This window comes from Occallatibacter savannae (assembly GCF_003131205.1).
Classification (GTDB): Bacteria; Acidobacteriota; Terriglobia; order Terriglobales; family Acidobacteriaceae; genus Telmatobacter; species Telmatobacter savannae.
In genome coordinates this window covers 75,747-98,255 of the sequence record NZ_QFFY01000001.1, presented here as the reverse complement: position 1 = coordinate 98,255, position 22,509 = coordinate 75,747, and the positions used below count along the sequence as shown (strand labels likewise).

The 22,509-nt window shown below is 59.2% G+C and carries 22 protein-coding genes; 8 read left to right on the top strand and 14 right to left on the bottom strand.

All coding sequences use genetic code 11. The annotated features are described in order from the left end of the window. Nucleotides 1–87: 87 nt before the first annotated feature. Genes DHV10_RS00430 through DHV10_RS00415 form a run of 4 tightly spaced genes read right to left on the bottom strand, consistent with a single transcriptional unit; the run spans nt 88 to nt 4,049 of the window. The gene (locus DHV10_RS00430) at nt 88–1,200 is read right to left on the bottom strand and encodes an ABC transporter permease (RefSeq protein ID WP_109484358.1); all 1,113 of its coding nucleotides are present in this window, start codon (nt 1,198–1,200) and stop codon (nt 88–90) included. Continuing rightward, a complete protein-coding gene (locus DHV10_RS00425; protein ID WP_109484357.1) occupies nt 1,200–2,240 on the bottom strand; it encodes an ABC transporter ATP-binding protein in 1,041 nt (346 codons plus the stop codon). Before DHV10_RS00425 ends, DHV10_RS00430 begins: the two co-directional genes overlap by 1 nt. Further along, a complete protein-coding gene (locus DHV10_RS00420) occupies nt 2,240–3,307 on the bottom strand; it encodes an HlyD family secretion protein (protein ID WP_109484356.1) in 1,068 nt (355 codons plus the stop codon). The genes DHV10_RS00425 and DHV10_RS00420 overlap by 1 nt, the downstream gene beginning before the upstream one ends. Beyond that, nucleotides 3,291–4,049 carry a TetR/AcrR family transcriptional regulator gene (locus DHV10_RS00415; protein WP_109484355.1) on the bottom strand — a complete coding sequence of 253 codons (759 nt, stop codon included), beginning with the start codon at nt 4,047–4,049 and terminating at the stop codon, nt 3,291–3,293. Before DHV10_RS00415 ends, DHV10_RS00420 begins: the two co-directional genes overlap by 17 nt. 248 nt (nt 4,050–4,297) lie before the next feature. Here DHV10_RS00415 and DHV10_RS00410 point away from each other — a divergent pair, with 248 nt between their 5' ends. Both DHV10_RS00410 and DHV10_RS00405 read left to right on the top strand, forming a co-directional pair. After that, nucleotides 4,298–4,723 carry a BlaI/MecI/CopY family transcriptional regulator gene (locus DHV10_RS00410; protein WP_338042580.1) on the top strand — a complete coding sequence of 142 codons (426 nt, stop codon included), beginning with the start codon at nt 4,298–4,300 and terminating at the stop codon, nt 4,721–4,723. Continuing rightward, nucleotides 4,720–6,528: a M56 family metallopeptidase gene (locus DHV10_RS00405; RefSeq protein WP_109484353.1), complete on the top strand. Its 1,809-nt coding sequence runs from the start codon at nt 4,720–4,722 to the stop codon at nt 6,526–6,528. The genes DHV10_RS00410 and DHV10_RS00405 overlap by 4 nt, the downstream gene beginning before the upstream one ends. A 106-nt stretch (nt 6,529–6,634) precedes the next feature. Here the strand turns inward: DHV10_RS00405 and DHV10_RS00400 are convergent, their stop codons facing one another. Further along, nucleotides 6,635–8,542, bottom strand: a complete 1,908-nt coding sequence (locus tag DHV10_RS00400) for a winged helix-turn-helix domain-containing tetratricopeptide repeat protein (RefSeq protein WP_109484352.1) — start codon at nt 8,540–8,542, stop codon at nt 6,635–6,637. Nucleotides 8,543–8,747: 205 nt separating this feature from the next. Here DHV10_RS00400 and DHV10_RS00395 point away from each other — a divergent pair, with 205 nt between their 5' ends. Together DHV10_RS00395 and DHV10_RS00390 are read left to right on the top strand one after the other, a co-directional pair. Then, the gene (locus tag DHV10_RS00395; RefSeq protein WP_109484351.1) at nt 8,748–9,023 is read left to right on the top strand and encodes a DUF4242 domain-containing protein; all 276 of its coding nucleotides are present in this window, start codon (nt 8,748–8,750) and stop codon (nt 9,021–9,023) included. Nucleotides 9,024–9,065: 42 nt separating this feature from the next. After that, nucleotides 9,066–9,626 (top strand): hypothetical protein, encoded by a 561-nt coding sequence (locus DHV10_RS00390; protein ID WP_204101289.1) that lies wholly within the window; start codon nt 9,066–9,068, stop codon nt 9,624–9,626. 94 nt (nt 9,627–9,720) lie between these two features. Here the strand turns inward: DHV10_RS00390 and DHV10_RS00385 are convergent, their stop codons facing one another. Further along, nucleotides 9,721–10,314, bottom strand: a complete 594-nt coding sequence (locus DHV10_RS00385; RefSeq protein ID WP_109484350.1) for a TetR/AcrR family transcriptional regulator — start codon at nt 10,312–10,314, stop codon at nt 9,721–9,723. Nucleotides 10,315–10,420: 106 nt separating this feature from the next. Here DHV10_RS00385 and DHV10_RS00380 point away from each other — a divergent pair, with 106 nt between their 5' ends. Beyond that, nucleotides 10,421–12,043, top strand: coding sequence for a DHA2 family efflux MFS transporter permease subunit (locus DHV10_RS00380; protein ID WP_239461228.1), 1,623 nt, complete (start codon nt 10,421–10,423; stop codon nt 12,041–12,043). 51 nt (nt 12,044–12,094) lie between these two features. Here DHV10_RS00380 and DHV10_RS00375 read toward each other — a convergent pair whose 3' ends face one another. The 4 genes from DHV10_RS00375 to DHV10_RS00360 form a co-directional block, all read right to left on the bottom strand. After that, nucleotides 12,095–12,337, bottom strand: coding sequence for a hypothetical protein (locus DHV10_RS00375; RefSeq protein ID WP_109484349.1), 243 nt, complete (start codon nt 12,335–12,337; stop codon nt 12,095–12,097). A 149-nt stretch (nt 12,338–12,486) separates the two neighbouring features. Further along, on the bottom strand, nt 12,487–12,927 hold the full coding sequence (locus tag DHV10_RS00370; RefSeq protein WP_109484348.1) for a DUF421 domain-containing protein: 441 nt from the start codon (nt 12,925–12,927) through the stop codon (nt 12,487–12,489). Nucleotides 12,928–12,933: 6 nt separating this feature from the next. After that, entirely contained in the window at nt 12,934–13,473 is a 540-nt protein-coding gene (locus DHV10_RS00365) for a hypothetical protein (RefSeq protein WP_109485629.1), read from the bottom strand. Nucleotides 13,474–13,478: 5 nt separating this feature from the next. Then, nucleotides 13,479–13,931: a DUF421 domain-containing protein gene (locus tag DHV10_RS00360; RefSeq protein ID WP_239461227.1), complete on the bottom strand. Its 453-nt coding sequence runs from the start codon at nt 13,929–13,931 to the stop codon at nt 13,479–13,481. Nucleotides 13,932–14,100: 169 nt separating this feature from the next. Between DHV10_RS00360 and DHV10_RS00355 the strand changes: the two genes are divergently transcribed. Then, nucleotides 14,101–14,982 (top strand): creatininase family protein, encoded by an 882-nt coding sequence (locus tag DHV10_RS00355; RefSeq protein WP_109484347.1) that lies wholly within the window; start codon nt 14,101–14,103, stop codon nt 14,980–14,982. Nucleotides 14,983–15,054: 72 nt separating this feature from the next. Here the strand turns inward: DHV10_RS00355 and DHV10_RS00350 are convergent, their stop codons facing one another. The 4 genes from DHV10_RS00350 to DHV10_RS00335 all read right to left on the bottom strand — a co-directional run bounded on the left by DHV10_RS00350 (nt 15,055) and on the right by DHV10_RS00335 (nt 20,102). Next, nucleotides 15,055–15,867: a DUF5984 family protein gene (locus DHV10_RS00350; protein ID WP_109484346.1), complete on the bottom strand. Its 813-nt coding sequence runs from the start codon at nt 15,865–15,867 to the stop codon at nt 15,055–15,057. Nucleotides 15,868–15,932: 65 nt separating this feature from the next. After that, nucleotides 15,933–17,024 (bottom strand): phosphotransferase enzyme family protein, encoded by a 1,092-nt coding sequence (locus tag DHV10_RS00345; RefSeq protein WP_109484345.1) that lies wholly within the window; start codon nt 17,022–17,024, stop codon nt 15,933–15,935. Continuing rightward, nucleotides 17,021–17,920, bottom strand: coding sequence for a nucleotidyltransferase family protein (locus DHV10_RS00340; RefSeq protein ID WP_109485627.1), 900 nt, complete (start codon nt 17,918–17,920; stop codon nt 17,021–17,023). Before DHV10_RS00340 ends, DHV10_RS00345 begins: the two co-directional genes overlap by 4 nt. Before the next feature lie 19 nt (nt 17,921–17,939). Beyond that, nucleotides 17,940–20,102: an alpha-galactosidase gene (locus tag DHV10_RS00335; protein ID WP_162601084.1), complete on the bottom strand. Its 2,163-nt coding sequence runs from the start codon at nt 20,100–20,102 to the stop codon at nt 17,940–17,942. 268 nt (nt 20,103–20,370) lie between these two features. On the opposite strand from DHV10_RS00335, the gene pal reads away from it, so the two are divergent. Continuing rightward, nucleotides 20,371–21,105 carry a peptidoglycan-associated lipoprotein Pal gene (pal, locus tag DHV10_RS00330; RefSeq protein ID WP_239461226.1) on the top strand — a complete coding sequence of 245 codons (735 nt, stop codon included), beginning with the start codon at nt 20,371–20,373 and terminating at the stop codon, nt 21,103–21,105. A 148-nt stretch (nt 21,106–21,253) separates the two neighbouring features. After that, the gene (gene bamD / locus DHV10_RS00325; protein ID WP_109484342.1) at nt 21,254–22,198 is read left to right on the top strand and encodes an outer membrane protein assembly factor BamD; all 945 of its coding nucleotides are present in this window, start codon (nt 21,254–21,256) and stop codon (nt 22,196–22,198) included. The last annotated feature ends 311 nt before the right edge of the window (nt 22,199–22,509 follow it).

Sequence of the window (22,509 nt, the reverse complement as noted above, 5' to 3'; positions counted from 1 at the left end):
GATCGCCTCGCGTGTGTCTTCCAAGCTGATAGCTGATAGCTGAAAGCTGAAGGCTCACTCGTCCCCTCGTCCCCTCGTTCCTTGCTTCTACAGCGTTCTCTTAAACAACGGTGTTGCCAGCAGCAACGTGCCAATTCCAAACGCAAACAGAAAGATCAGATCCCCGCGAATCGCCACAAACCCGCCGTCCTTCAGGAGGATTGCCTTCAGCCCGTGCACCGAGTACGAAAACGGGTCCACCAGTGCAATCGCCTGCAGCCACTTCGGAAACGCCGACACCGGAGAAATCGCTCCCGACGGAAAGAAGAGCAGCGTGTTTAGCACACCGAACATCGCGCGCGGCACCAGCGGGTCGTCCACCCGCACCATCATCAGAAACATCATTCCGTTGAACGCCAGCGACGTCCCGAGAATCAGCAGGAACAGGTTCAGATCCGCTCCGGGCCTGAAGATCACGCCCAGCCCCGCCATTAGCGATCCAATCACCGTGATCGAAATCCCTGAGAGCACCGCCTTGATCGCGCCCGCGACATTCAATCCCATCACAAGCTCAAGCTTGCTGATCGGCGTTACCAGGTAGCCTTCGTGCACCCCGCGCGCCTTATCGTCGATGTACAGCATGCCGCCGCCGATCATCACCGATATATACATCGCCAGCGCCACCGATCCCGACAGCAGGTACTTCATGTACTCGACATACGGATACAGCTCAACGATCTGCAGCGCGATGTTCTTCACCACGCGATCTTCGATCACCGGCTGATTCAGCGCATTTACCAGCGACTGCATCTCGCTCTCGATGCTTCCGCTCATCACCTGGTCCGAGTTGTCCACCAGCAGCCCGATCCGAGGCGCGTCCTTTGCGTACACACGCCGCGAATACTGCGCAGGAATGATGATCGCAGCATCCACCTTGCCGGTCCTCACGTCCTCTTTCGCCTGCGTTTCGTTCTCGTAGTTGATCGTCTTGAACGTCGCAATGTTCGCCGCCACTGCATCGAACGCTTCACGCACCTTCACGGCCTGCGGTCCGCCGTCATGGTCCACCACCGCAACCTTCGCGCCCTGGATGTGCCCGCCATACGCATGCCCGAGGATGATCAGTTGCACGATCGGCAGCATCATCGACATGATCATCAACACCGGAGAGCGGAAGAACTTCCGCATCTCGCGTTCCACAATTGCCAGAAATCGATTCATCAGTTCGCTCCCGGCCGCGGCGGCATCTGGAACACGGCCTTCACTGTCTCGTCGCGCAACTGCCTGCCCGTGTAGTGAACGAACACGTCATCCAGAGTCGTGTTCTGCACGGAGAGCGACCGCAGCTGCTCGCCCATCGCGTTCGTCATCTCCACCAGCTGCGCGGTCGTCTGCGATCCATTCGAAGTCAGCACACGGTACACGCCGGCGGACTGCGACTCCACCTCGGTCACATCCGGCAGCTGCTTCAAGCGCGTCTTCCAGTCCTCATCCTCGCGGCTGAACTGCACCTCGACAACGTTGGATCCTGGCACGCTCTGCTTCAGCTCCACCGGAGTGCCCAGGGCGACAAGCGTTCCGTGATCCACAATCGCAATCCGATCGCACAACCTGTCTGCCTCCTCCATATAATGTGTCGTCAGCAGCATCGTTAGGTTGCGTGTCTTCTTCAGGTTGTTCAGCATCTCCCACACCGCGATGCGGCTCACAGGGTCCAGTCCCGTCGTCGGCTCATCCAGAAAAAAGATGCGCGGATTGTGCACCAGCCCGCGCGCAATCTCAAGCCTGCGCCGCATACCGCCCGACAGCGTCTTCGTCTGCGCGCCCCGCCACTTGGTCAGATCGACAGCCTCGAGAACCTCAGCGATATTCTTCTCGCGCTCCGCGCGCGGTACGCTGTACAGCTTCGCGTAGATAATCAGGTTCTCCTCAACCGTCAGATCCTGATCGCTCGTCAGCGCCTGCGGAATCACCCCGATCATCCGCCGCACCGCGTTCGGCTCCTTGGCCACATCATGTCCGCCCACGAGCGCCTTTCCGCTGGTCACCGGGATCAGCGTCGTCATCATGCGGATCAGCGTGCTCTTCCCCGCCCCGTTCGGCCCCAGCAGCCCGAAGATCTCTCCCTCGGCCACTTCGAAGTCGACACCCTTCACCGCTTCAAAGTCGCCGTACTTCTTCACGATCCTTTCCACGCGGATCGCAGCCGACCGATGCGGCAGGGGATCGTGCGTTGGCGTCACTGTCCTTGCGACCGACATCATTGCTTCACCAGCTTGTCTTTCGGGATGTACACCTCCGCCGTCATGCCCGGCACGAACTTCTCCTCGGCATTCGGAATCAGCAGCTTGATCTGCACCGTCTTGATGTCGCGCTTCCTTCCGCCATTGATGTCACGTTGCGTCGCAAAATCCGCCAGCCCCGCCTTCGCAATCACCTTGCCTTGCACGCTCGCGCCGCTCGGCATCACCACCTTCAACTCGTCGCCCAGCTTCACTGCGTCCGCCTGCGTCTCCGGCACCGGTGCATACACCCAGGTCTGCGACAAATCCATAATCGTCGCGATCGTCCCTCCCGCAGGCAGTACTTCCCCCTGCCGCGCGGCCAGCACATTCACCGGACCCGTAACCGGCGCATACACCTTCGCGTACCCCAGCTCAACACCAGCCTGATCGGCCAGAGCCTTCGCGTTCTGCACAACTCCCCGCGTCGATGCCACCGTCTTCAGCGAAACCTGCGCCAGCAGCTCGTGAGCCTTGGCCTGCTGCACCGCTGCCTGCGCCGCCGCCACATTGGCGCGGGCCGACTGCACCGCCGCCTCGGCAGCATTCAACGCCGTCTCCGCCTCATCGCGAGCCTGCGCGCTCGCAATTCCCTGCTTCGCCAATGCCACGGTTCGCGTCGTATCCGCCTGCTGATGCGCGAGGTTCGCCTCCGCCTGCGCCAGCGCGGCCTGCGTCGCCTTCACCTGTGCCTGCGCATTTACCGTCGCGCTTGAAACCTCGCCCGCATTCTGCCGCTGCGTCTCCACCGACTCTGCAAGCTTGGCCTGATTGCTCTGAACGTTGGCCAGAGCAGCTTTCTCTGCCGCGGTCAGATCCTCGCTCTCCACCGTCGCGATCAACTCGCCGGCCTTCACTGCCTGGCCCTCTTCCACGCTCAGCGTCTGGATCCGACCCGGAATCTTGGCGCTCACCAGCACTTCATTTGCGTCGACCGTGCCGATCAACTTCAAATCGCCCGATGACCGCGCCGTCACCAGGTACCAGACCAGCGACCCCAGTGTCAGCAAACCGAGGATGACAAACACCCTATTTCTTGCGTTCATGCTTCACCCCAAAAGGAGACTTATCGACTCGGATCTCCGGCATTGGCGTATCCGCCAGCACCTTCTCCGCCAGTTCAGCCCCGCGCTCGCGATCTCGAAAGATCGCAAGCCCCAGAAAGTGCACCACCGTCTTGCGCCGCTCCGCCAGCACCTCAGGAGAAAACGGATCGTACGGCAACAGCTCACGCCAGAGCTGCGAGCTCATGAAATAGAAGACATTCGTTCCCAGCGACGCGAGATGAATCTGCAGCCAGTCCGTGTCGATCAACTCGCCCGACGCGATACCCTCGCGCACCATCGACTGATACATCGCCAGCATGGGAGCGAATACGCGCTTGATCAGCAGATCCATCGCGCCACTCTCGCCCTTGTGCAGGCGCATCATCTCCTGCTGCATCAGGCTTTGAAACTCCGTCTGCGCCAGGATGCGATCGAAGTGGCCCAGTGCCGACCGCAACACGCGCTCGCCCGGCGATGCGTCGCGCAAAAACGTCGCCATGGTCGCGTCGCGCGTCTTTGTCGAAATCATCTCCAGCGCCGCGCTGTATAAGTTCTCTTTGCTGTCGAAGTGGTAATAGAGCAGCGCCTTGTTCACCCCGGCAACGGAGGCGATCTGATCCATCCGCGCCCCGGCCAAACCGTTGGCGCTGAACTCCTGCACCGCCGCGTCCAGAATCTTTCCACGCGTCTCCGCCGACCTGTCGCTCCCGCCAGCCAGCCCCGTCTGTGCTTCAATTTCCATTTTTGACCATTCAGTTTAACTAACTGGTTAGTAAAGTAGATCAGTTTGACTGAATAGTCAAATTCAATCCAGCAAGCACGAGTATGAATTGCGGAATCAGCGGTTTAGCGACTGGTCAGATCGGCTCTTAAAGGAACGACTCACCGGCCTGGCCGCACTCACCCTCGGCGACCAACGGTTCCCTTTTCAGCCGCCGCCCGCAGCGGCCGCGCCGCCACAACAGTGGAAAATTCCTCTTGACTGCATCTATGACACTTGTCGTAAATAGAACGACAGGAGTCTTACTGATGCCCGGAGTTCGATTGACGAAGTTTGAAATTCAGATCATGGATACGGTCTGGACCAGGGGAGAAGCCTCGATCCGAGAAATGCAGGAAGCCTTCCCCGTGAAAAAGCGACCGGGCTACACCACCATCCAAAAGATGGTCTACCGCATGGAGGAGAAGAAGATCCTTCGCCGCGTTCGAAAGGTCGGGAATTTCCACGTCTTCGCGGCAACAGTCACGCGAGAATCCGTAGAGCGCACACTGATTGGAGACCTCCTGTCCATCTTCGGAGGGCAATCACGACCTGTAATCGCGCACCTCATCGGAGCCAGAAAACTCACGCTCGAAGATGTGGAGTTCGCCGAGAAAACCTTGAGGCAGATCAAAGAAGGAGACGAGGGCCGATGACATCGAACCTTGTTTCCATTCTCCGCGACGCAGGAACGCCAATCGCAAATCATCTCTGGCAGTCAACTGTGTTTGTTGCTGCGATCGGCATATTGACGCTCTTCTTCGCGAACAACCGTGCTCAAATCCGTTACGCACTCTGGCTCGCGGCTTCGGCGAAGTTCCTCATTCCCTTTTCCGCGCTGATCGCGATCGGTAGCCTCATCCCGGTCTCCAAACACGCTGTACCGCTGTTGCAGCCCGCGTTAATCTCAGCTGTGCGCACCATCGATCAACCATTCCCCGCGCCCTTCGTTGCGCAGCATGTGAATACGCAGAGCATCCTGCAGCGCATGGAGGGATGGTTGCCTGCGGTTCTGATGCTTATCTGGGCTTTGGGCGCCGCGACGGTTCTGCTGATCTGGTATGCGCGTTGGCGCCAGGTCTCCAAGATGCTGCAAAGGTCTGTTCCCGCCAACGAGTCGCGCGAATCCGTGATCCTGCGGCGGATCGAGAGCAGCACTAACTCGCGAACACGAATCCGAGTGTTCACTTCCAAGGATCTGACGGAGCCGGGAGTCATCGGCATCTTTCGTCCTGCCCTGCTGTGGCCCGCACAGCTTTCTGACCGTCTCGATGACGAGCACCTCGAAGCCATCCTGGCGCATGAAGTTGCGCATGTGCGTCGGCAAGACAACCTCGTAGCCGCGATTCACCTGCTTGTCGAAGCGATCTTCTGGTTCCACCCGTTCGTATGGTGGATCGAACGCAAAATGATTGAAGAGCGCGAGCGTGCCTGCGACGAAGCGGTTCTGCAGTCTGGGAGCCCGGCCGACGTCTATGCGGACAGCCTCTTGAAGGTCAGCCGCTATTGCGCCGAGATCCAATTGGCTTTCGTTTCAGGGATTACAGGATCGGATCTGAGTAAGCGCGTCCGATCCATCATGGTGCTGATACCTGAAAGGTTGAGCATGGGCCGAAAAATCGCACTCGGCATGTTCTGCTTTGTTGTCACTGCCGCACCGGTAGCATTTGGCGTTATGCGGCTGATTCCTCTGAGCACTCAGGTTCTTCATGCGAATGGGCCGCTGCCTTCGTTTGAGGTAGCAACAATCAAGCCGCTGGAAGGAGCACCGCCTCCAATGCCGGGTGGTCCGCCGCCGCTGGCTCCTGATGAGGTGCGGCTGTTCGCGAATACGAGAGTTTTGATTTCAATTGCGTATAACGTCCAGGGATTCGACAAGAGCGAGATCATCGGAGGACCGGCCTGGCTGGACAATCAGATCTATGAAGTTCACGCGAAAATCAGCGCGCCACTCAGCAAAGCGATGCAGCAGATGCCTGACAGGGAACGCGACCGGCAGATCAACCTCATGGAGCAGTCTCTACTCGCCGAGCGATTCAAACTGAAGGCCCATTTTGAGACCAGACAGCTCGCTGAACTTGCGCTCGTTGCCGCAAAGCGTGGTCCAACCTTGACTCGTTCCGATCCGTCACTTCCACGGAATGGAGCGACTCGACTCTCAAACGGACAAAGTCAGGAACTGAAAAGTACGGGAAGCACAATTCAGGATCTTATTCAGATGTTGCAGTCGGAGCCGGAGACTGGCGGACGCCCGATTTTGGATAAGACGGGACTCACCGATTCCTATGACTTCACGCTGAAGTGGACCCAGGATCAAACTCCGGACGCATCCTCATCGCAGGCTGGCAACCCGTCTCTGTTCACTGCGCTGGAGGAGCAGCTCGGGCTGAAGCTAATACCGACGAAAGGGCCTGTACAGGTCGTAGTGATTGATAGCATCGAGCGCCCTTCGCCCAATTAGCCCATCGGCAACGTTTGCCTCTCCAGTGCCCAGAGGCCGGGATTCGATTTACAAAACGAGCGGATCGGCGATGGAGCGGATCCGATCCGAGTCGCGACCCCCGGCCTTACTGCGGCAATCCCATCTGGCGAGTAATCGCCAGGAACCTCGCATCGCTTCGCAACCCATCTATTCGCGGATCGGCCTTAATGTGCCACGCAAGTTCCAGGGACCGTTCTTCAGCCGCCCTGTTCATCAACTTGAACGCCTTGTCCTTCAACCCGATGCTCGAGTACATGGTCGCCATCAGGTAAGAATTGACCGATTCCTTCTTCTCCCACTCCTGCAGGATCTTCATCGCTCCCAGCCGGTCTCCGGATCGGATCAGCGAGTAGAGGAGGAAAGAGGCATTGTCTTGATCTCCCTTTGAAAGCTCATCCGCTTTCTTGATTTCAGCGATAGCCTCGGCATGTTTGCCGATTCCCTCATACCCAATTCCAAGATCCAGGTGCTCCAGGGCCTCATTCGGATTTGTGGCGACCCCTTCCTTGGAGACCTCGATCAGCCTTGGATAATCTCTCAGTTGATAAAACACAGCGGCGGCCGTCATCTGAGCTCCCGGCCCCAGATCCAGCCCGTTTACTTTCGCGAGTTCGGCAAGTGCTTCACTTCTCTTGCCCAGGAAGGCCAGATACCCAGCGCGATCTTCATGTGCGCACGAGTAACTTGGCGCCATCGCGATCGAGCGATCGAAAGCTTTCTCGGCCCCCGCAAAGTCCCAATCGTGCCGCCACAGAATAATCCCAAGCGTGTCGTGAATCTCTCCAACGGTGTCGTCAAGCTCGGTCGCTTTGTTTAGAGCTTCATGCGCTAGCCGAAACGCCGTCTCCGGAACCTCATAACGTCCCAGTGCGAGGTAAAGGTGCGCGTCCGCCAGACCTGAATAGGCCTCTGCAAACCTTGGATCGGCTTGGATCGCATTCTCAAAGTGCGACTTCGCCTGCATGAGCGGAGCGCGCATCGTGAACTGCGTCGATAACAGATATCTGCCGTGCACATAGTTCTCGTACGCCTGCGGATTCAGGTCCTGAACAGCTTTCAGCCGCGCCTGCTGAACCGGCGTCAGCTTCACGCGGATCTCGTTCGCAACCGCCTTCGCGACATCGCGCTGCAGGTTGAGTACGCCATTCAGCGGACGCTCATAAGCCTCGCTCCACAGGTGTCGGTCCGCAGGGCCATCCAACAACTGCACCGTGACGCGGACGTCCTCCTTCTCCCGGATCACAGAACCTTCAAGAATCGCGTCTACGTTCAATTCACGCGCTATCTCCGGCAGATGCTTTTTAGTCCCCTTGTAGTCCATAACGGAGGTATGCGAAATGACGCGTAATGGCTCGATCCGCGAGAGCTCGGTGATGAGCTCCTCCGTCATGCCATCGGCAAGAAACTCCTGTGATGAGTCACCCGAGAGATTCTGCAACGGCAGCACAGCGATCGAATGGATCTCATGGACCTGCGGTCTCCAGTATTTCAACCAAACGACCGTCGCGATCCCCGAAACCAGCATGAGAGCGGCTGCCACTCCAGCAATCCGCCCCCATCGGTGCTTTACCTGCGGGTCGGGCTCGTCTACAACTTCGGCGACGGATGCTGGGATCTCCTTGGCATCCACAGCCGACACGTCCTCCTCCGGTTCGTCTACCGGCCCGATAAACCGGTACCCCATTCCGGATATCGTCTCGATGAATCGGGGCTGCTGGGTATCATCGTTCAGAACCTGCCGGATCTTCCGAATGGCGGTGTTGATGCCGTTATCGACATCGACAAACACGTCCTTGCCCCAGACTCGCTCGGCAATCACCTCGCGGCTGACAAGCTTCCCCCGCTCCTCGATCAGTATCAGCAGTATCTGAAGTGGAATCCGCTCGAGCTTGCTCGTTCGCTTTCCTCGCCGAACCTCGAAAGCCGCGGCATTCAGCTCGCAGTCCCCTAGCCGAATGGGTTTTTCTGGAATGATGAGACCCGTGACTGCCATGCCGACCCCCACCCGAGTGCTCAGAATTGTAACCTCCTCCTGATACAGAAAGCACCAATTCCCTTCATTTCAGCGTTTTCGCGGTACAGAACGAATACAGGATCAATCCAGACAGGCTCCATTGACCCTGCGCCGTCTGCGTGGAACCATCTCCTCGGTTTCGCTTGTACTCGCCCCCCTGATTCCACAGAAACAGGAGCAGCCCATGCCGAAGTTAGTAATCGAACGGGACATTCCCGGCGCCGGTGACCTTACCGGCGATCAGCTCCGCGACATCTCTCAGGCGTCATGCAGGGTGCTCGCCAGACTTGGCTACGAGATTCAGTGGATTCAAAGCTACGTGACAGGCGACAAGATCTATTGCATCTACCGCTCGCCTACTGATGCGCTCATCCGCCAGCATGGCGAACTCGGCGGCTTCCCCGTTAACCGCATCTCGGCCGTTCGCAGCGTAATCGACCCCACGACCGCCGAGCTCTGATTCACGCCGCACCCGATTCCAAAACCAACAAGGAGAAGTACTATGACCCGCAAGTTCATTCCCCGCGCGCTCGGATATCTGCCGCTCGTTTCCATGGCGCTCTTCCTCGCTCTTGGACCATCAACCAGCGTCGCTGCCGAAGAAGACGAGCACGCCCATCACGCATCCCCGCCGGCGCTCGTGCAAGCCGTCCGAGATGCCACTAAGCAATTCATTGACGTGAATAACGCTACTGCGGCCGGCTATGGTCCGTTCCTCGGGTGTGTCAGCGGACCGGATCACGGCGCCATGGGCATCCACTACGTCAATGGTCCGCTCGTCGGCGACGGCGAGATCGACGCATCGCATCCCGAGGCCCTGATCTACGAACCGCGCAACGGAGAACTTCGCCTTGTCGGCGTCGAATTCATCGTTGATGCCGCCACCTGGCTCAAGAGCCATCCTGCCGCGCCCGTTCTCGAAGGCCAGACGTTCCTGCTCGTTACCAGCCCGAACCGCTACAACCTTCCACCCTTCTTCGAGCTGCACGTGTGGGCCTGGCGTGACAACCCTCAGGGCTCGTTCGTCGACTGGAATAACAAGGTCAGCTGCGACGGCCAATAATCTTCATTCTGGTTCTCTGACAAATGACAAAGGCCGAATCTCACCGATTCGGCCTTTTTCGCTTCTGCCGATACTTCAGTGAAAAGCGAGGCTTTCAGTTCATCGTGCATACTTCCTTTTCCAGGTACTCGCAAAGAAACTTGGCCACCGTCTTCAGCCGCTGTCGCGTCCCCTGCAGACGGGTCGCAAAGATCCCGCCTTCAAGTGAGGAGTAAAGAAACAGCGCCAGTTCTCCGGGCACGATCTCGGCACGAATCTCCCTGCGCTCCTGCCCCTCCCGGATGATCTTCGTCAGTCTGCGAACCACGGTATCGAACCCCTCCTGCGCGCACTTCAAAAGCGCCGGATTCCCATCGTCGTTCTCGATCCCGGTATTCAGAATCGGACATCCGCCGGGTATTGGCGACTCAATCGACGCGTACCCCTCGACATACTTCCGCAGCTTGTCCGCCGCGTTGGGCACCTCATCCAGATGGCCGAAGCGCAGCTTGAGAACCTCAGCGAACGCATAACGAAACGCCTCGACAGCCAGTTCCTCCTTGCTCTCGAAATGGCGGTAAATCCCGCCCTTCGCCAGCCCGGTCGCTTCCATCAACTCCGCAATTCCTGAACCCGCATAGCCGTGCCGGTTCAGGACCTTCGCCGCCGTCGCAATTACGTGCTGACGGGTCCGTTCGCCCTTGCGCATTTCGATTTCTCCGCTCTTGAGAATTATAGCGAACTTTTGCGACCGATCGGTCTCATGACAGTCCAATGAGACTGATCGGTCTCTTTTCCAGTTAACGGAGGTTCCATTGGCGGCAAATCCGGTAGCCCTCGAAAGCCTCAGACCTGCCGCTCCCCCTCAGCCTCGCCGCGAACCCGAAAGCCCCTTATGGCTTGCCGTCGCTGTCTCCATCGCCACCTTCATGGAACTGCTCGACACCAGCATCGCAAACGTCTCGCTGCCCCACATCGCAGGATCCCTCGGCGCATCGCAGGACGAAGCAACCTGGGTCCTGACCTCCTACCTCGTTGCCAACGGAGTCATCCTCCCCCTCAGCGGCTGGCTCTCTACTTTCATAGGCCGCAAGCGCTTCTACATGGCCTGCGTCGCCATCTTTACCGCAAGCTCCGTCCTGTGCGGTCTCGCCCCTTCGCTCCCCATGCTGATCGTCTTCCGCATACTCCAGGGTCTCGGCGGAGGCGGCCTCGCACCCAGCGAGCAAGCCATCCTTACTGACGCCTTCCCGCCGCATAAGCGCGCTCAGGTCTTCTCCATCTACGGCCTCGCCGTCGTGCTCGCGCCCACCATTGGCCCCACGCTCGGCGGCTGGATCACCGACAACTACGACTGGCGCTGGATCTTCTTCATCAACCTCCCCGTCGGCATCGTGTCGCTCCTGCTCAGCGCACGGCTGGTCCACGATCCGCCGACCCTCATTGCCCAGCGCTGGAAGCTGCTTCAAAACCTCCACATCGACTACATCGGCATCGGCCTGCTTGCCGTCGGGCTCAGCGCCCTGCAAATCGTCCTCGACAAGGGACAGGAAGATGACTGGTTCGGCTCGCAACTCATCACCGCCTGCATCATCATTGCGGCGGTGTGCCTCGTCTCCGCCGTCATCTACGAACTGCGTCACGAACAGCCCGTCCTCGATTTCCGCCTGCTCGCCAACCGCAATTTCGGCCTCAGTTCCCTGCTGGTCTTCGGGCTCGGCTTCGTCCTCTTCGCGAGCACCGTCCTCGTTCCGCAATATCTCCAGGAACTCCTCGGCTACACCGCCACCGACGCCGGCTTGGTCATCTCACCGGGCGGAGCCACCGTCGCGATTCTCACCATCTTCTCGGCGCGTCTCCTCAAGCGCATCAGCGCGCGAACCCTCATCCTCACCGGCTGGCTCATTGCCGTCGCAGCCAACTGGACCATGGCTCACACCTTCGATCTCGAGATGACCTACGCCTGGGCCGCATGGATGCGCGTCTTCCAGGCCTTCGGCTTTGGACTCATGTTCGTTCCCATCAGCACCGCAGCCTACTCTTTCCTCGCTCGCGACAAGGTGAATCAAGCCTCGGCTCTTTACAACCTCGCCCGCAATCTCGGCGGCAGCATCGGCATCTCCGTGATGACAACAGTGATCGCGCGCCGCCAGCAGTTCCATCAATCAGTACTCGGCGCGCAGATCGCCTCTCCCGACGGAAATCTCCAGCGGTGGCTCAACAATCTGACCGCGAGTTTTCGCGATCGCGGCCTCGGCCCCTCAGCCCAGCAACACGCCCAGGCATGGCTCAGTGCGCTGCTCACCCAGCAAGCCCGGCTGCTCGCCTACCTCGATGCATTCATGGTCATCGCGGTATTCGCCGCCATCATTCTTCCGTTCGCCTTTCTTCTGCGCGACCATCGCGAAGGCTTCAAGGCCCCGAGCGGCACACACTGAGCGAATGCACACCAACTCGCGTCCTTCCGGAGTCTCTCTGCTTTCGCCGGCCTAAGCGAAAAGGCTCACGCGTGTCTTCCCGCGTGCCGCCAGCGGCGGTTCAGCCTGTTCCGGCTCCGCGTCCTCAGGGGGATCATCCATTCCCCGGTCCGGCGTCTGGCCGTTGTTGCGATAAGAATCTTCCTCCATCCGACCGCTCGCCTCAACACCCAGCGCAGGCGCAACGTCCGCCGGTCCGCGCCGCATCCCGACCTGCTCCACCGGCCTCGTCCTTTCCACCGCGCCCACGTCCATCGCCGATCTCCTGTGCACCCCATCGGCCAAGATTGAAATATCTTGAATGCACCGTTCCGAAATACCGCCGAATAGCCCTCTAGTCCCTAGTCCCTAGTCCCTAGTTCCTAGTCCCTAGTCCCTAAACCCTAGTCCCTGATCACTACTCACTACTTCTTCGGGATCACGCTGATCGACCCATTCCGCTCCAGCACCGCATACTCCACCTGATCCCGGCTCGGCACCCGCGCCGCACGCGTCGCGATATCCACATCCAGATCCGTAATCCTCATGTGATCCATCACCTCTTTGCGCGACTGCCCTCGATCGACCAGCACCAGCGGAACCCCATCCACCAGCGCCCCCACCCGCGGGCTCTTGCTCTTGGCCCACGCCACCGTGCGATGCAGGAAGCCGACCGTAATCACAATGCACACCGCGTTCGTCATCGACCGGTCCTGGGCCATCGTTCCTAGGATGATCACCCCGCCAATCAGAAAGATCAGCACGAAGTCCAGCATGCTGATGCCCGAACCCGCCCTGCGCTTCAGCACGCGGACAGTGAGCAGAAGAAAGAAGTACCCGCAAACGGCATAAACAATGCTGACCATATCAACTCACGGAAACACAAACACGCTTGCCTCGATCGCCTCACTCCCTGCCACTTGCACGCGAAAATGCCGCAGTCCGGCAGAAGGCGGACTCAACGCAATCTGGATCGTCGCCGGGCTCGTGGTCGCCGGAAATACATACGTATAACCATCGTTGCCGATCGTCGACGTGAGCGGCTGCGGCGAAATCCGTGCCGCACCCAAATCCTTCACCACAGATCCGCTGACGAACACCGTCACCTTTCCGTCGCGAATCGCATTCTGGCTGATCTCGAGGTCCAGAATCGATGGCGTAAACGCCCGCTCCATCCTCTCGTAGCTCAGCACCACGGCACGATCCGGAGTCGTCGCCTGCGCCTTCGCCAGCCAGCCGCGCCCAAATACTCCGAGAACATCGCAAACAATGATGATTCCAAAGAACACCCAAACGGCATTCTCAAACTTCCACCACTTCCGCTGAAACTCGAGATCCTCGCCGACCGCGACCTCATCGTTGTAACGCGGAACATCGTCCTCGACCCGTCTCGTAATCGGACTCGCACTCATAGACATCACTTCTGTTCGCGAGGGAGAATCGTGATCTCGCCGACCGGTTCCAGTACCGCCATCCGGATCGACTCGAGGTTGCGCGTGCCAAAACTCCGCGCCGAATCCATCACGTCGTCATCCTGCAGCCGCATGTTGCTCAGCGCCTGCGTCCGCCACTGCCCGTTTGACATCAGCACCAGCGGAGTCCCGTCGATGATCCGGCTCGCCCAGGCATAACGCGAGCGCAGCCAGGCCAGCCCGCAGTGGCACATCGCGACGGTCATGATCTGGCAGAACGCATTGGTCAGCGACGCTTCCGGTCCTACAATCCCCGTCAGAGTGATACCCCCCAGGTAGAACACAATCACATAATCGAAGGGACTGAGCTGCTTCCCCGGCCTGCGCCCCGCAATGCGCATAACAAAGATCAGCAGCATGTAGCCGAATGCTGCCCGCACTATCGTGAACAACGCCACCCACACGCTCCGCACTTCAAGCTCGCTCTGAGTTCCGTGCTTCAGGCGGCTGCTCGCTAAGAGGTCCGGCTCGACTCAAAGGTTGCCACTTTCCGTGCGCTCTCTCAGGCTCGCGGCCTTCGTACGCCGTAGTGTAAGATTCGCGTGATTTACATCCCCGAGGTGAACCATGAACTCCGCACGTATCCCGCTGCTCATCGCCCTCCTCGCTCTCTCACTCATCGTCCCGGCACAATCGCAATCATCCCTGTCTCCTAAATGGGAAGAACTCACCGCGCCTGATTTCGTTCAGGCAATCCATCAATCTCAGGGCGTCTGCGTTCTCCCCTTCGGCATCATTGAGAAGCACGGGCCGCACCTGCCCCTCGGCACCGATCTGCTCGATGTCCGCTTCGCCGTCTCCAACGCGGTCAAACAGGAATACGCCGTCGTCTTCCCCGAGTACTACTTCGGGCAGATCTTCGAAGCCCGCCAGCAGCCCGGCACTCTCGCGTACAGCCTCTCCACGCAGCTCACGCTCCTTCAGGAAACCGTCAGCGAGATGGCGCGCAACGGCTGCAAGAAGATCGTCATCGTCAACGGCCATGGCGGCAACGAGTCGCTGCTGCCTCTCTTCGGCCAGAGTCAGCTCGCCAGCCAGCGCGACTACGTCGTTTACGTCTTCGGCCTGCCCAACGAAAACGTCCCGGGCCGCCCCGCCCTCAAGACGCCCTTCGATATGCACGGCGGTGAAGTGGAGACCTCAAACATGCTCATTGCACGGCCCGATCTCGTTCACCAGGATCGCGCCAATCAGCAGTCCGGCGCCGACCAGAAACGCCAGCACCTGCCCGAATCCGTCTACACCGGCATCTGGTGGTACGCGCGCTTTCCCAATCACTACGCCGGCGACGCCTCCGCCGCCAACAAGCAACTGGGCGAATTCGATCAGAAAGAGTGGTCGAAACAGATCGCCGAAGCGCTCAAGTCCATCAAAGCCGATGACGTCAGCCTCAAGCTGCAGAACCAGTTCTTCGAAGACGCCAAGCACCCGCTCGACACCAAACAATAGCTTGAGCATTCAACGTGCGTTCCAGTTGGCTTGGGCGCTACGGTGATTGCTGCATGCATATAGTGCAACACACTATCGCCTGAGCGGGCTCGGGATAGAAAGTTCTCCCGATATTCGACCGACGAGTTCACTAACCGCGGCCCAATCAGTCTCAGACCGCTGTTTTCTCAGATCCTCGACTTGATTCGTTCGTTGCTGCTGTTCTTTGACCAGCAACGGTACGTCCACTTTGCAGTCTGTGCGATGCCAACCTGTTGTCGCTATTGTTTCCACTCGTTTCTGTGTTTCAGCGAGGAAGTTGTCGAAGAATGAATATGCCGCAGATTCGAACTGTTGTGCCGGGAGCGTGAATTGTCCTCGAGGCAAGCACCATCTTTGCGCCTTCGTCCTCCAGCGGAAGTTGACATCATCCTTGAGGCGGCAGAAGCAGAAGTTCGGGCCTCCAACCATGTATGCCGTATCGATGGACCGATCACCGTACCACTCAGTCGCATCCCAGAACAATTCGTAGAGTCCATTTTGTTCGTCCGTATTGTCGATAGATTTCAGTCGCTGGCCAACGAGATCCACCCAACCGCCTTCTTCGATAAGAGCTGCGATCTCTACCGGCACAGGCTCAAGTGCGCTTGGGAGCACGCTTTGAATATCCTCAAAAATTCGAGCAACTTGGTAGTCGACGTATGGCGATTGATCTTCCCACTCACGTAACTGCTCGTCGGTATATCGTAAGACGTCCCCTAAAGGGGTAGAAATCCAATAATGTCCCAAGGTAAGACCGAACCAGTGCAAACTTTTATTGTCACCCTCTCCCCAAGGAGGGATGTCGTTGATTTCCTCCAGCTCGAAGTTGAACCGCAATACGCGACATTCGGCTGATTCGATCATTCATCCTCCCGAACGGCTTCAGCTCTCGATCAGCGCCGCCGCTGACAGCCAGAACGTTCGCTCTCCTAATCGATGGTATTCAACAGCGTCGCCATCTCACCTTCCTGCCCCTCGATCGACTCCAGCAGCCTGAATTGCGTCCTGCACCGATCCAGATTCTGCCCTTCACGGCTAACCTTGTAGTACGTGTCCCCCGCCAGATAATCCGCCAGAAAACGCACTCCCTGCTCGAAGACGATGACCTTCGCCCCCGCGATCAGAGACTTGCGTTCTTCCGCCGTCAGAAAGTCTCCGGCACCCGCCAGATAACCGCGCAACACAGCTTCAAAGAAAGAGAACCGCATCTGCACTTGCGCGAGATCCTTCTCATCCTCGGCCGCGGGACACGTCATCGTCCGCACCATATCGCCGAAGTCATACGCGGCGAAGCCCGGCATCACGGTGTCCAGATCGATGACGCAAATTCCCTCGCCCGTTTGCTCATCCAGCATCACGTTGTTCAGCTTCGTATCGTTGTGCGTCACGCGCTCCGGCAGCCCCGCCTCGACGAGAGCTCCCGCGATGAACCTCCGCTCCATCGCAAACTCAATCTCGGCTCGCACGTGCTTCCCGCGCCCCGCAACGTCGGTATCCACCGCGAACTCGAAGTCCGTGAACCGCTTCGGCGTGTCGTGAAAGTGCGGAATGCTCTCGGCCAGCCTCTCACCCGGCAGATCGGCCAGCATACGTTGAAACGATCCAAATGCCTTCGCGGCCTCAAACGCCTGACGCTCCGACGTCACCTCATCAAAGGTCTTTGCTCCCTCGATAAACCGGTACGCCCTCCAGTACCGTTCCTCGTCATCGACGTGCCAGGCGCTCCCCTCGCGCGTCGGCACCAGCTGCAGCACCCGCCGGTCCGCATCCGTCGCACTCCCCAGCCGGGAACGCACATGCGTCGTCACGCGCCGGATGTTCTCCATCACCGCTACGGGGTTCTTGAAGATCTTTGTATTGATGTGCTGCAGAAGGATGTGCGCTCCGCCGCGCCCACCCTCCTTGAACCTCACGCTGTAGGTGTCGTGAATGTGCCCGCTGCCGTAACGAATCGCGCTTTCAAGCTCCCCACTCGCCTCGAAGGCTCTCGCCACGGCAGCGACCGCGTGCTCATCCATCATCGCCAAAGCTTCCTTGGATACGTGCCGCCCTCGACGAGTCTCAAAATACTCTGCACGACTCGGGGATGATCTTCGCGATATGTCACTCCAAACCAGGAGTCGCCCGACCGCAGCACCTTCACCCGCGCCGCCCCCGCATGGATCAGCGTGTTCACCGTGCTCGGAATGTAGCACTCCGCCTTGAGGTCTTCTCCGTAGCGCTTTAGGAAGCGATGAAATTGATCGTGCAGTTGCCCGAAGATCTGCGGCGTGAATCCCCACATGTTCATGCTCACCATCTCGCCGCCATTCAGAATCGTTTCCTGTCCGTCGTCATCGATGTTGGTGATCACCGAGCCTTCGCGCTCAATCGACTTCAGCTCCGAGATGTCCTTCAGATAGCCCTCGTCGGACACGTGGCACACCCCCCGCGCCACCGTTCCAAATTCCGACAGAGTGTTGCGCAAAACAAATCCCACCATCGCGTAGTCCGAACTCCCGCTCTGCAGGTGCTGCCCCAGAACCTTGAAGCTGCCCGCGCCATAGAAGTCATCCGCGTTGATGACCGCGAACGGTTCATGAATCGCATTAGCCGCCATCAGAATTGCGTGCGTCGTTCCCCACGGCTTGGTTCGTCCCTCCGGAATCGAAAAGCCCGGGATCAGTTTGCCGACTTCCTGAAACACGTACTCCACCGGCACGCGCTTGTCATACCGCGACCCGATCGCTCGCTTGAATGCGTCCTCCATCTCCTTCCGGATGACGAATACAACCTTGCCGAAGCCCGCCCGCCGGGCGTCGAAGATCGAGTAATCCATGATGGTTTCGTCGTCGGGCCCGACCGGATCCAGCTGCTTCAATCCGCCGTAGCGGCTGCCCATTCCAGCAGCGAGCACAAGAAGTGTGGGAGATACCATGGCGTTCATCCTTCCTCACTCAGCGTTGCGCGCTCTCAGTTGGCAGGATGTCGAGCGTGAGTACCTGAAACGCCGCGAGATGGAACTCATGTGCCTCTTGCGCGCGAAGCACAATCGCCGGGCGCCCTGCGTCCTCTTTCCAAGGGCTTCGAGCACTATACACCTTCCCCGCGTTGGCTGGCAGTTCAAGCGCGTCGCTCAAACGCAACCGAATCACCTGCTCATGATCACTCGGATTCCGCAACACCAGCGTCGCCTTCTTCGGTGTCCACGCAGCCCATCCATACACCTCAAGCCACGCGGGATCGCCGCCCACCCAGTGCGTATCCTTCAGCACCTCCTGATTCTCGCGCGACCACTTCGCCGCCTCCGCCAGGTCGTCCCAGTTCTGCTTGCTCAACAGCGAAGGCGTGATGTACATCTCCTGCAGTTGCGTTCCAGTCCCGAAATACGAACGCACCTCGTTCCGGAAATCATTCCCCGGATCTTTGTTCAGCTCCTTGTGTTCTTTCGCATAGATGATTCCGTGCAGCATCAGCGAATTCAGCGGATACAGCGGCCCCATCTGCACCACGTTCCTATACGTCTGTGCATCACGATACGTAATCCAGCGCTCGCGGTAGCTTCCCACGCCGGCGTAGTCGTCGTCATCGCCGCCGCGCCAGATTGAATCCGCATACATCGTCCAGAACGGCGAAGCCCATGTCCCCGTCGTCAGATTTACAAACAGGTCCGGCTTCGCAGCGCGCAACTCCCCGATCAGGGCGATCATTGCCGCAAAATCGCTGTCGAATTTGCTTCCTGGAAAAACCGAATCTGCGTTCCCCGTCCCGTCAAACTTGAACTGGTTCACGCCGTATTTCTGAACCATGTCCAGTGCGACATCCTTGAACGCCTCGTAGTACTTCGGCCCCGACAGCGCATATCCCCCGCTCACAATCTCGTATCCCGCGCTCCTCCCAAACGAAATGCGCTCCTGCTTCGGCTTCGAGTAGCCGCCCCACGGCGACATCCACACGCCCGGCGCCGCTCCATACTTCGCAGCAGCCTCCTTCAGCGGAGTAAACCCATCTGGAAACCCGCCGTTAAATTTCCAGAGCGAATCGTGCTTGTCCCACCCATCGTCAAAGAGAAACGAATCGAGCTTCACCCCGCGCTTCTCCGTCAGTTCGTGCCCGAACGCATTGATCCGGTCCACCGCATCCGCCGCCGTGTACGGCGTGAAGTACCCCAGGTCGTACCACGAGTTGTAATGCAAAAACGTCCGGTACGGATGCGCCCTCTCCCGCTCCAGGTACGCCAGAAAGTCCCGCCGCATCTGCCCGTCTCGCGCAACGCCGATTACCGACGAATACGCGACCGACTGCTCCGCCTTCAGCGGCAACTCCCGCTCGATCCACGACGTCGCTCGTCCACGCCACACGACGCCTTTTGCCAGCGGATGCTCGAAGCCCAGAAAAACATTGCCGACCACAATAGGCGATCCCGCGACACCACCCACGACGCGAGCATCCACTGACCTGACATTGATCAGCTCCACTTGGCTGATCGCCGCATCCTTCTCGCCCCCGGCCGCGATCCTCATCACCTGTCGGATGTAGTTCGACCCCTCCAGCAACACCACCGACCATTCCACGCGAACCGACCTGTCCGCGCTTTCAAACTCCGCCTCTACCTTCTCGCCGGCATTTTTTGGGTGCCCCTGAGCCTGCCCTGAGCCTGTCGAAGGGTCCCTCGCACCTGGGGACCGGGGTGACGATTCTCGATGCGCTGGGTGCCCCAGGTCTCCCGTCTTTGGAGACCTGGGATTCATATAAACCTTCGCTGCGGGGCCAACGTGAACCACCTTCGCTTCCCCCACCCGCCGCATGCTCTTCGCGTCCAGCACTCTCTCGTCCGCCATCAGAATCCGGAACGGACCCTCCACACGCATCTCCGTCCCATGCAACCGGTCGCTGATCACCCCATCGAGTCGCCCATCTACAAACGACCAGCGCACCCCGATCGCGCGATTCTGCAGTGCAAAACTCGTCCCCTTCTGCGTGACCGACACCGCATCGGCCACCTCTGCTCGCTGCGCCACCGCGCGCATTCCCAGAACGGGCAGCACACACCCAATGAGCGCACTCCAGGCCGCAACCGATGCTCGATCCATCATCCTGGTCATATCTACAGCCCGCATCCTCCGCTCGCTCCTGCTTGCAATTGCCGATTCTACAGGCAGTTACCCACGCTCATTTTCGCCAGCTTCGCTGCCCCGCCCGCCCGCGCACCAAGGTCTTCGAACTCCCTTTCCGCCGTGCGCCTAACACGCCGCCATCCCCAATTCCAAGCAGAGAATATCCGCAGATAACACCACCTGGTGAACTAGATCACCATCTTGCCTCTAACCCGGAGCTAAAATGGAAACGTCACCAAGATCGCACTTTACCCGCGGAAGGAGTCAGAAATTGAAACGTTGCGCTCGTATTCTGTCTGCTGTTTTGTTGGTTTTCGCTTTGGTCGCCATCTCGGGTTGTAAGAAAAAGACCCCTCCACCTCCGCCGGCAACGCCGCCCCCAGCCGCTCCGGCTCCCACCGCCAAGATCTCGGCTCAGCCCGAGTCCATCTCGGCTGGCGATCAGGTGACGCTCACGTGGAAGACCACGGACGCCACCAGCGTCTCCATCGAGGGCATCGGCGACGTCCCCACCTCGGGCACCAAGACCGTGACCCCCACCGCTTCCACCAATTACCACCTCGTCGCCAAGGGTGATGGTGGAACGGCAGAAGACACAGCCCGCGTCACCGTCACCGCTCCTCCGCCGGTTCAGCAGCCGACGCACACCATGTCCGCCGAAGAAGAGTTCAAGCAGAACGTGTCTGACATCTTCTTCGACTACGACGCCTACGACGTCCGTGCCGACCAGCAGGCCACGCTCTCCAAGGACGCTGCTTATCTCACCAGCCACCCGACCCTCAAGATCGTCATCGGCGGCTACTGCGACGAGCGCGGCTCCAACGAGTACAACCTCGCCCTCGGCCAGAACCGCGCCGACGCCGTGAAGAACGCTCTCGTCCAGGCCGGTGTTGCGGGTGATCGCGTCCGCGTCGTCAGCTACGGCAAGGAGAAGCCCTTCTGCTCCGAGTCAACCGAAGCCTGCTGGCAGCAGAACCGCCGCGGCGGCCTCACCCTCGACCAGTAAACAACCTGGCGGCATCGACTCAACCTCGATGCCGCCTCTTCCCTGCTGCCCCGAGCCGATTCGTCGAGCTCTAAGCAGCTAAGTTCCCTCTCCGGCTCGTCTAATCAGTATTGCGTCAACAGCGCAAGCATCCCATCGCAGGTGATCGATGCCCAAAGCATTCACTCTCCGCCATCGTTCCGTTGTCGCCGCCGCAGTCCTCGCGGCAATTGTCGTGTTCACGCCCGTCAAGGCGCACGCTGCCTCCAAAGAAATCATCGCTCTCCAGACGCAGGTACAGCAGCTCCTCGACATGGTGCAGCGCATGCAGTCCACGCTCGATCAGAAGTTTGGTGTGCTTCAGCACCTCGTCGAGCAGACCGCCGACAACGCCAACCAGATGACGCAGACCGTGAACTCGCTGCAGCAGAAGCTCAACCAGCAGAACGATGCCCTCAGCGGCAAGATCGACACCGCCTCCGGTCAGGTTCAGTCACTCAATGACTCAGTCGACGAGCTGAAGACCCGCATCGCCAAGCTCGACAAGTCCGTGCAGGACCTCCAGAACCAGCTCCAGAACATTCAGACTGCTCCCGCTGGAGCCCAGCCCGGCGCCGCCCCTGCAGGCACTACTCCCGAAGGCGCACCAGCTCCCGGAGCAGGTTCAGCCCCCGGCACTACCGCTCCTCCAACGGCCAGCGGCGGAGCACCCGCTCTCCCGCTCAAGGAGACTTTCCAGGCCGCTCTCCGCGACTACAACGCCGCCAAGTATCCCGTGGCCACCGGCGAATTTCAGGACGTGATCCACTACTACCCCATGGACGACCTCGCCGGCAGTTCGCAGTTCTACCTCGGCGAGATCGCCTATCGCCAGCAGGACTACGCCGAAGCCATCAAGAACTACAACGCCGTTCTCGAAAACTTCAGCGGCAACCCCAAGGCAGTCACAGCTCAGCTCCACAAAGGCTTCGCCCTGATCTCGACTGCGAAGAAAGACGCCGGCATCCACGAACTGCGACTCCTCATCCAGCGCCACCCGCAGACCCCCGAGGCTGCTCAGGCCAAGGCCAAGCTCAATGCACTGGGAGTGCACTCCACCGCCTCCCAGCGCTAGCCCAAAGCTTCCCCACACATCTCCTTCACATCCGTCCGGTTTGCCTCGCGCAACCGGATTTTGTCTTTTCACTAGTTTTTTGGTTGCGCTACGATCCATCAATCCGCTATCTCTCAGTACGCGAACTGTCATGGAAGGGCACCACTTCACCGCTTGAGGTCGCGCCGATCGGCATGGCTTTGAAGGGGCACCACTTCAGCTGTGCCGAAGACAAGCCAAATAGAATCCAGGGCTTCAGCCCCTGAGGGATGCTCTTTCTTAGACTTCAGCGATTCTTGAACCGATCTCGACGCACACAATCAACCGCTATC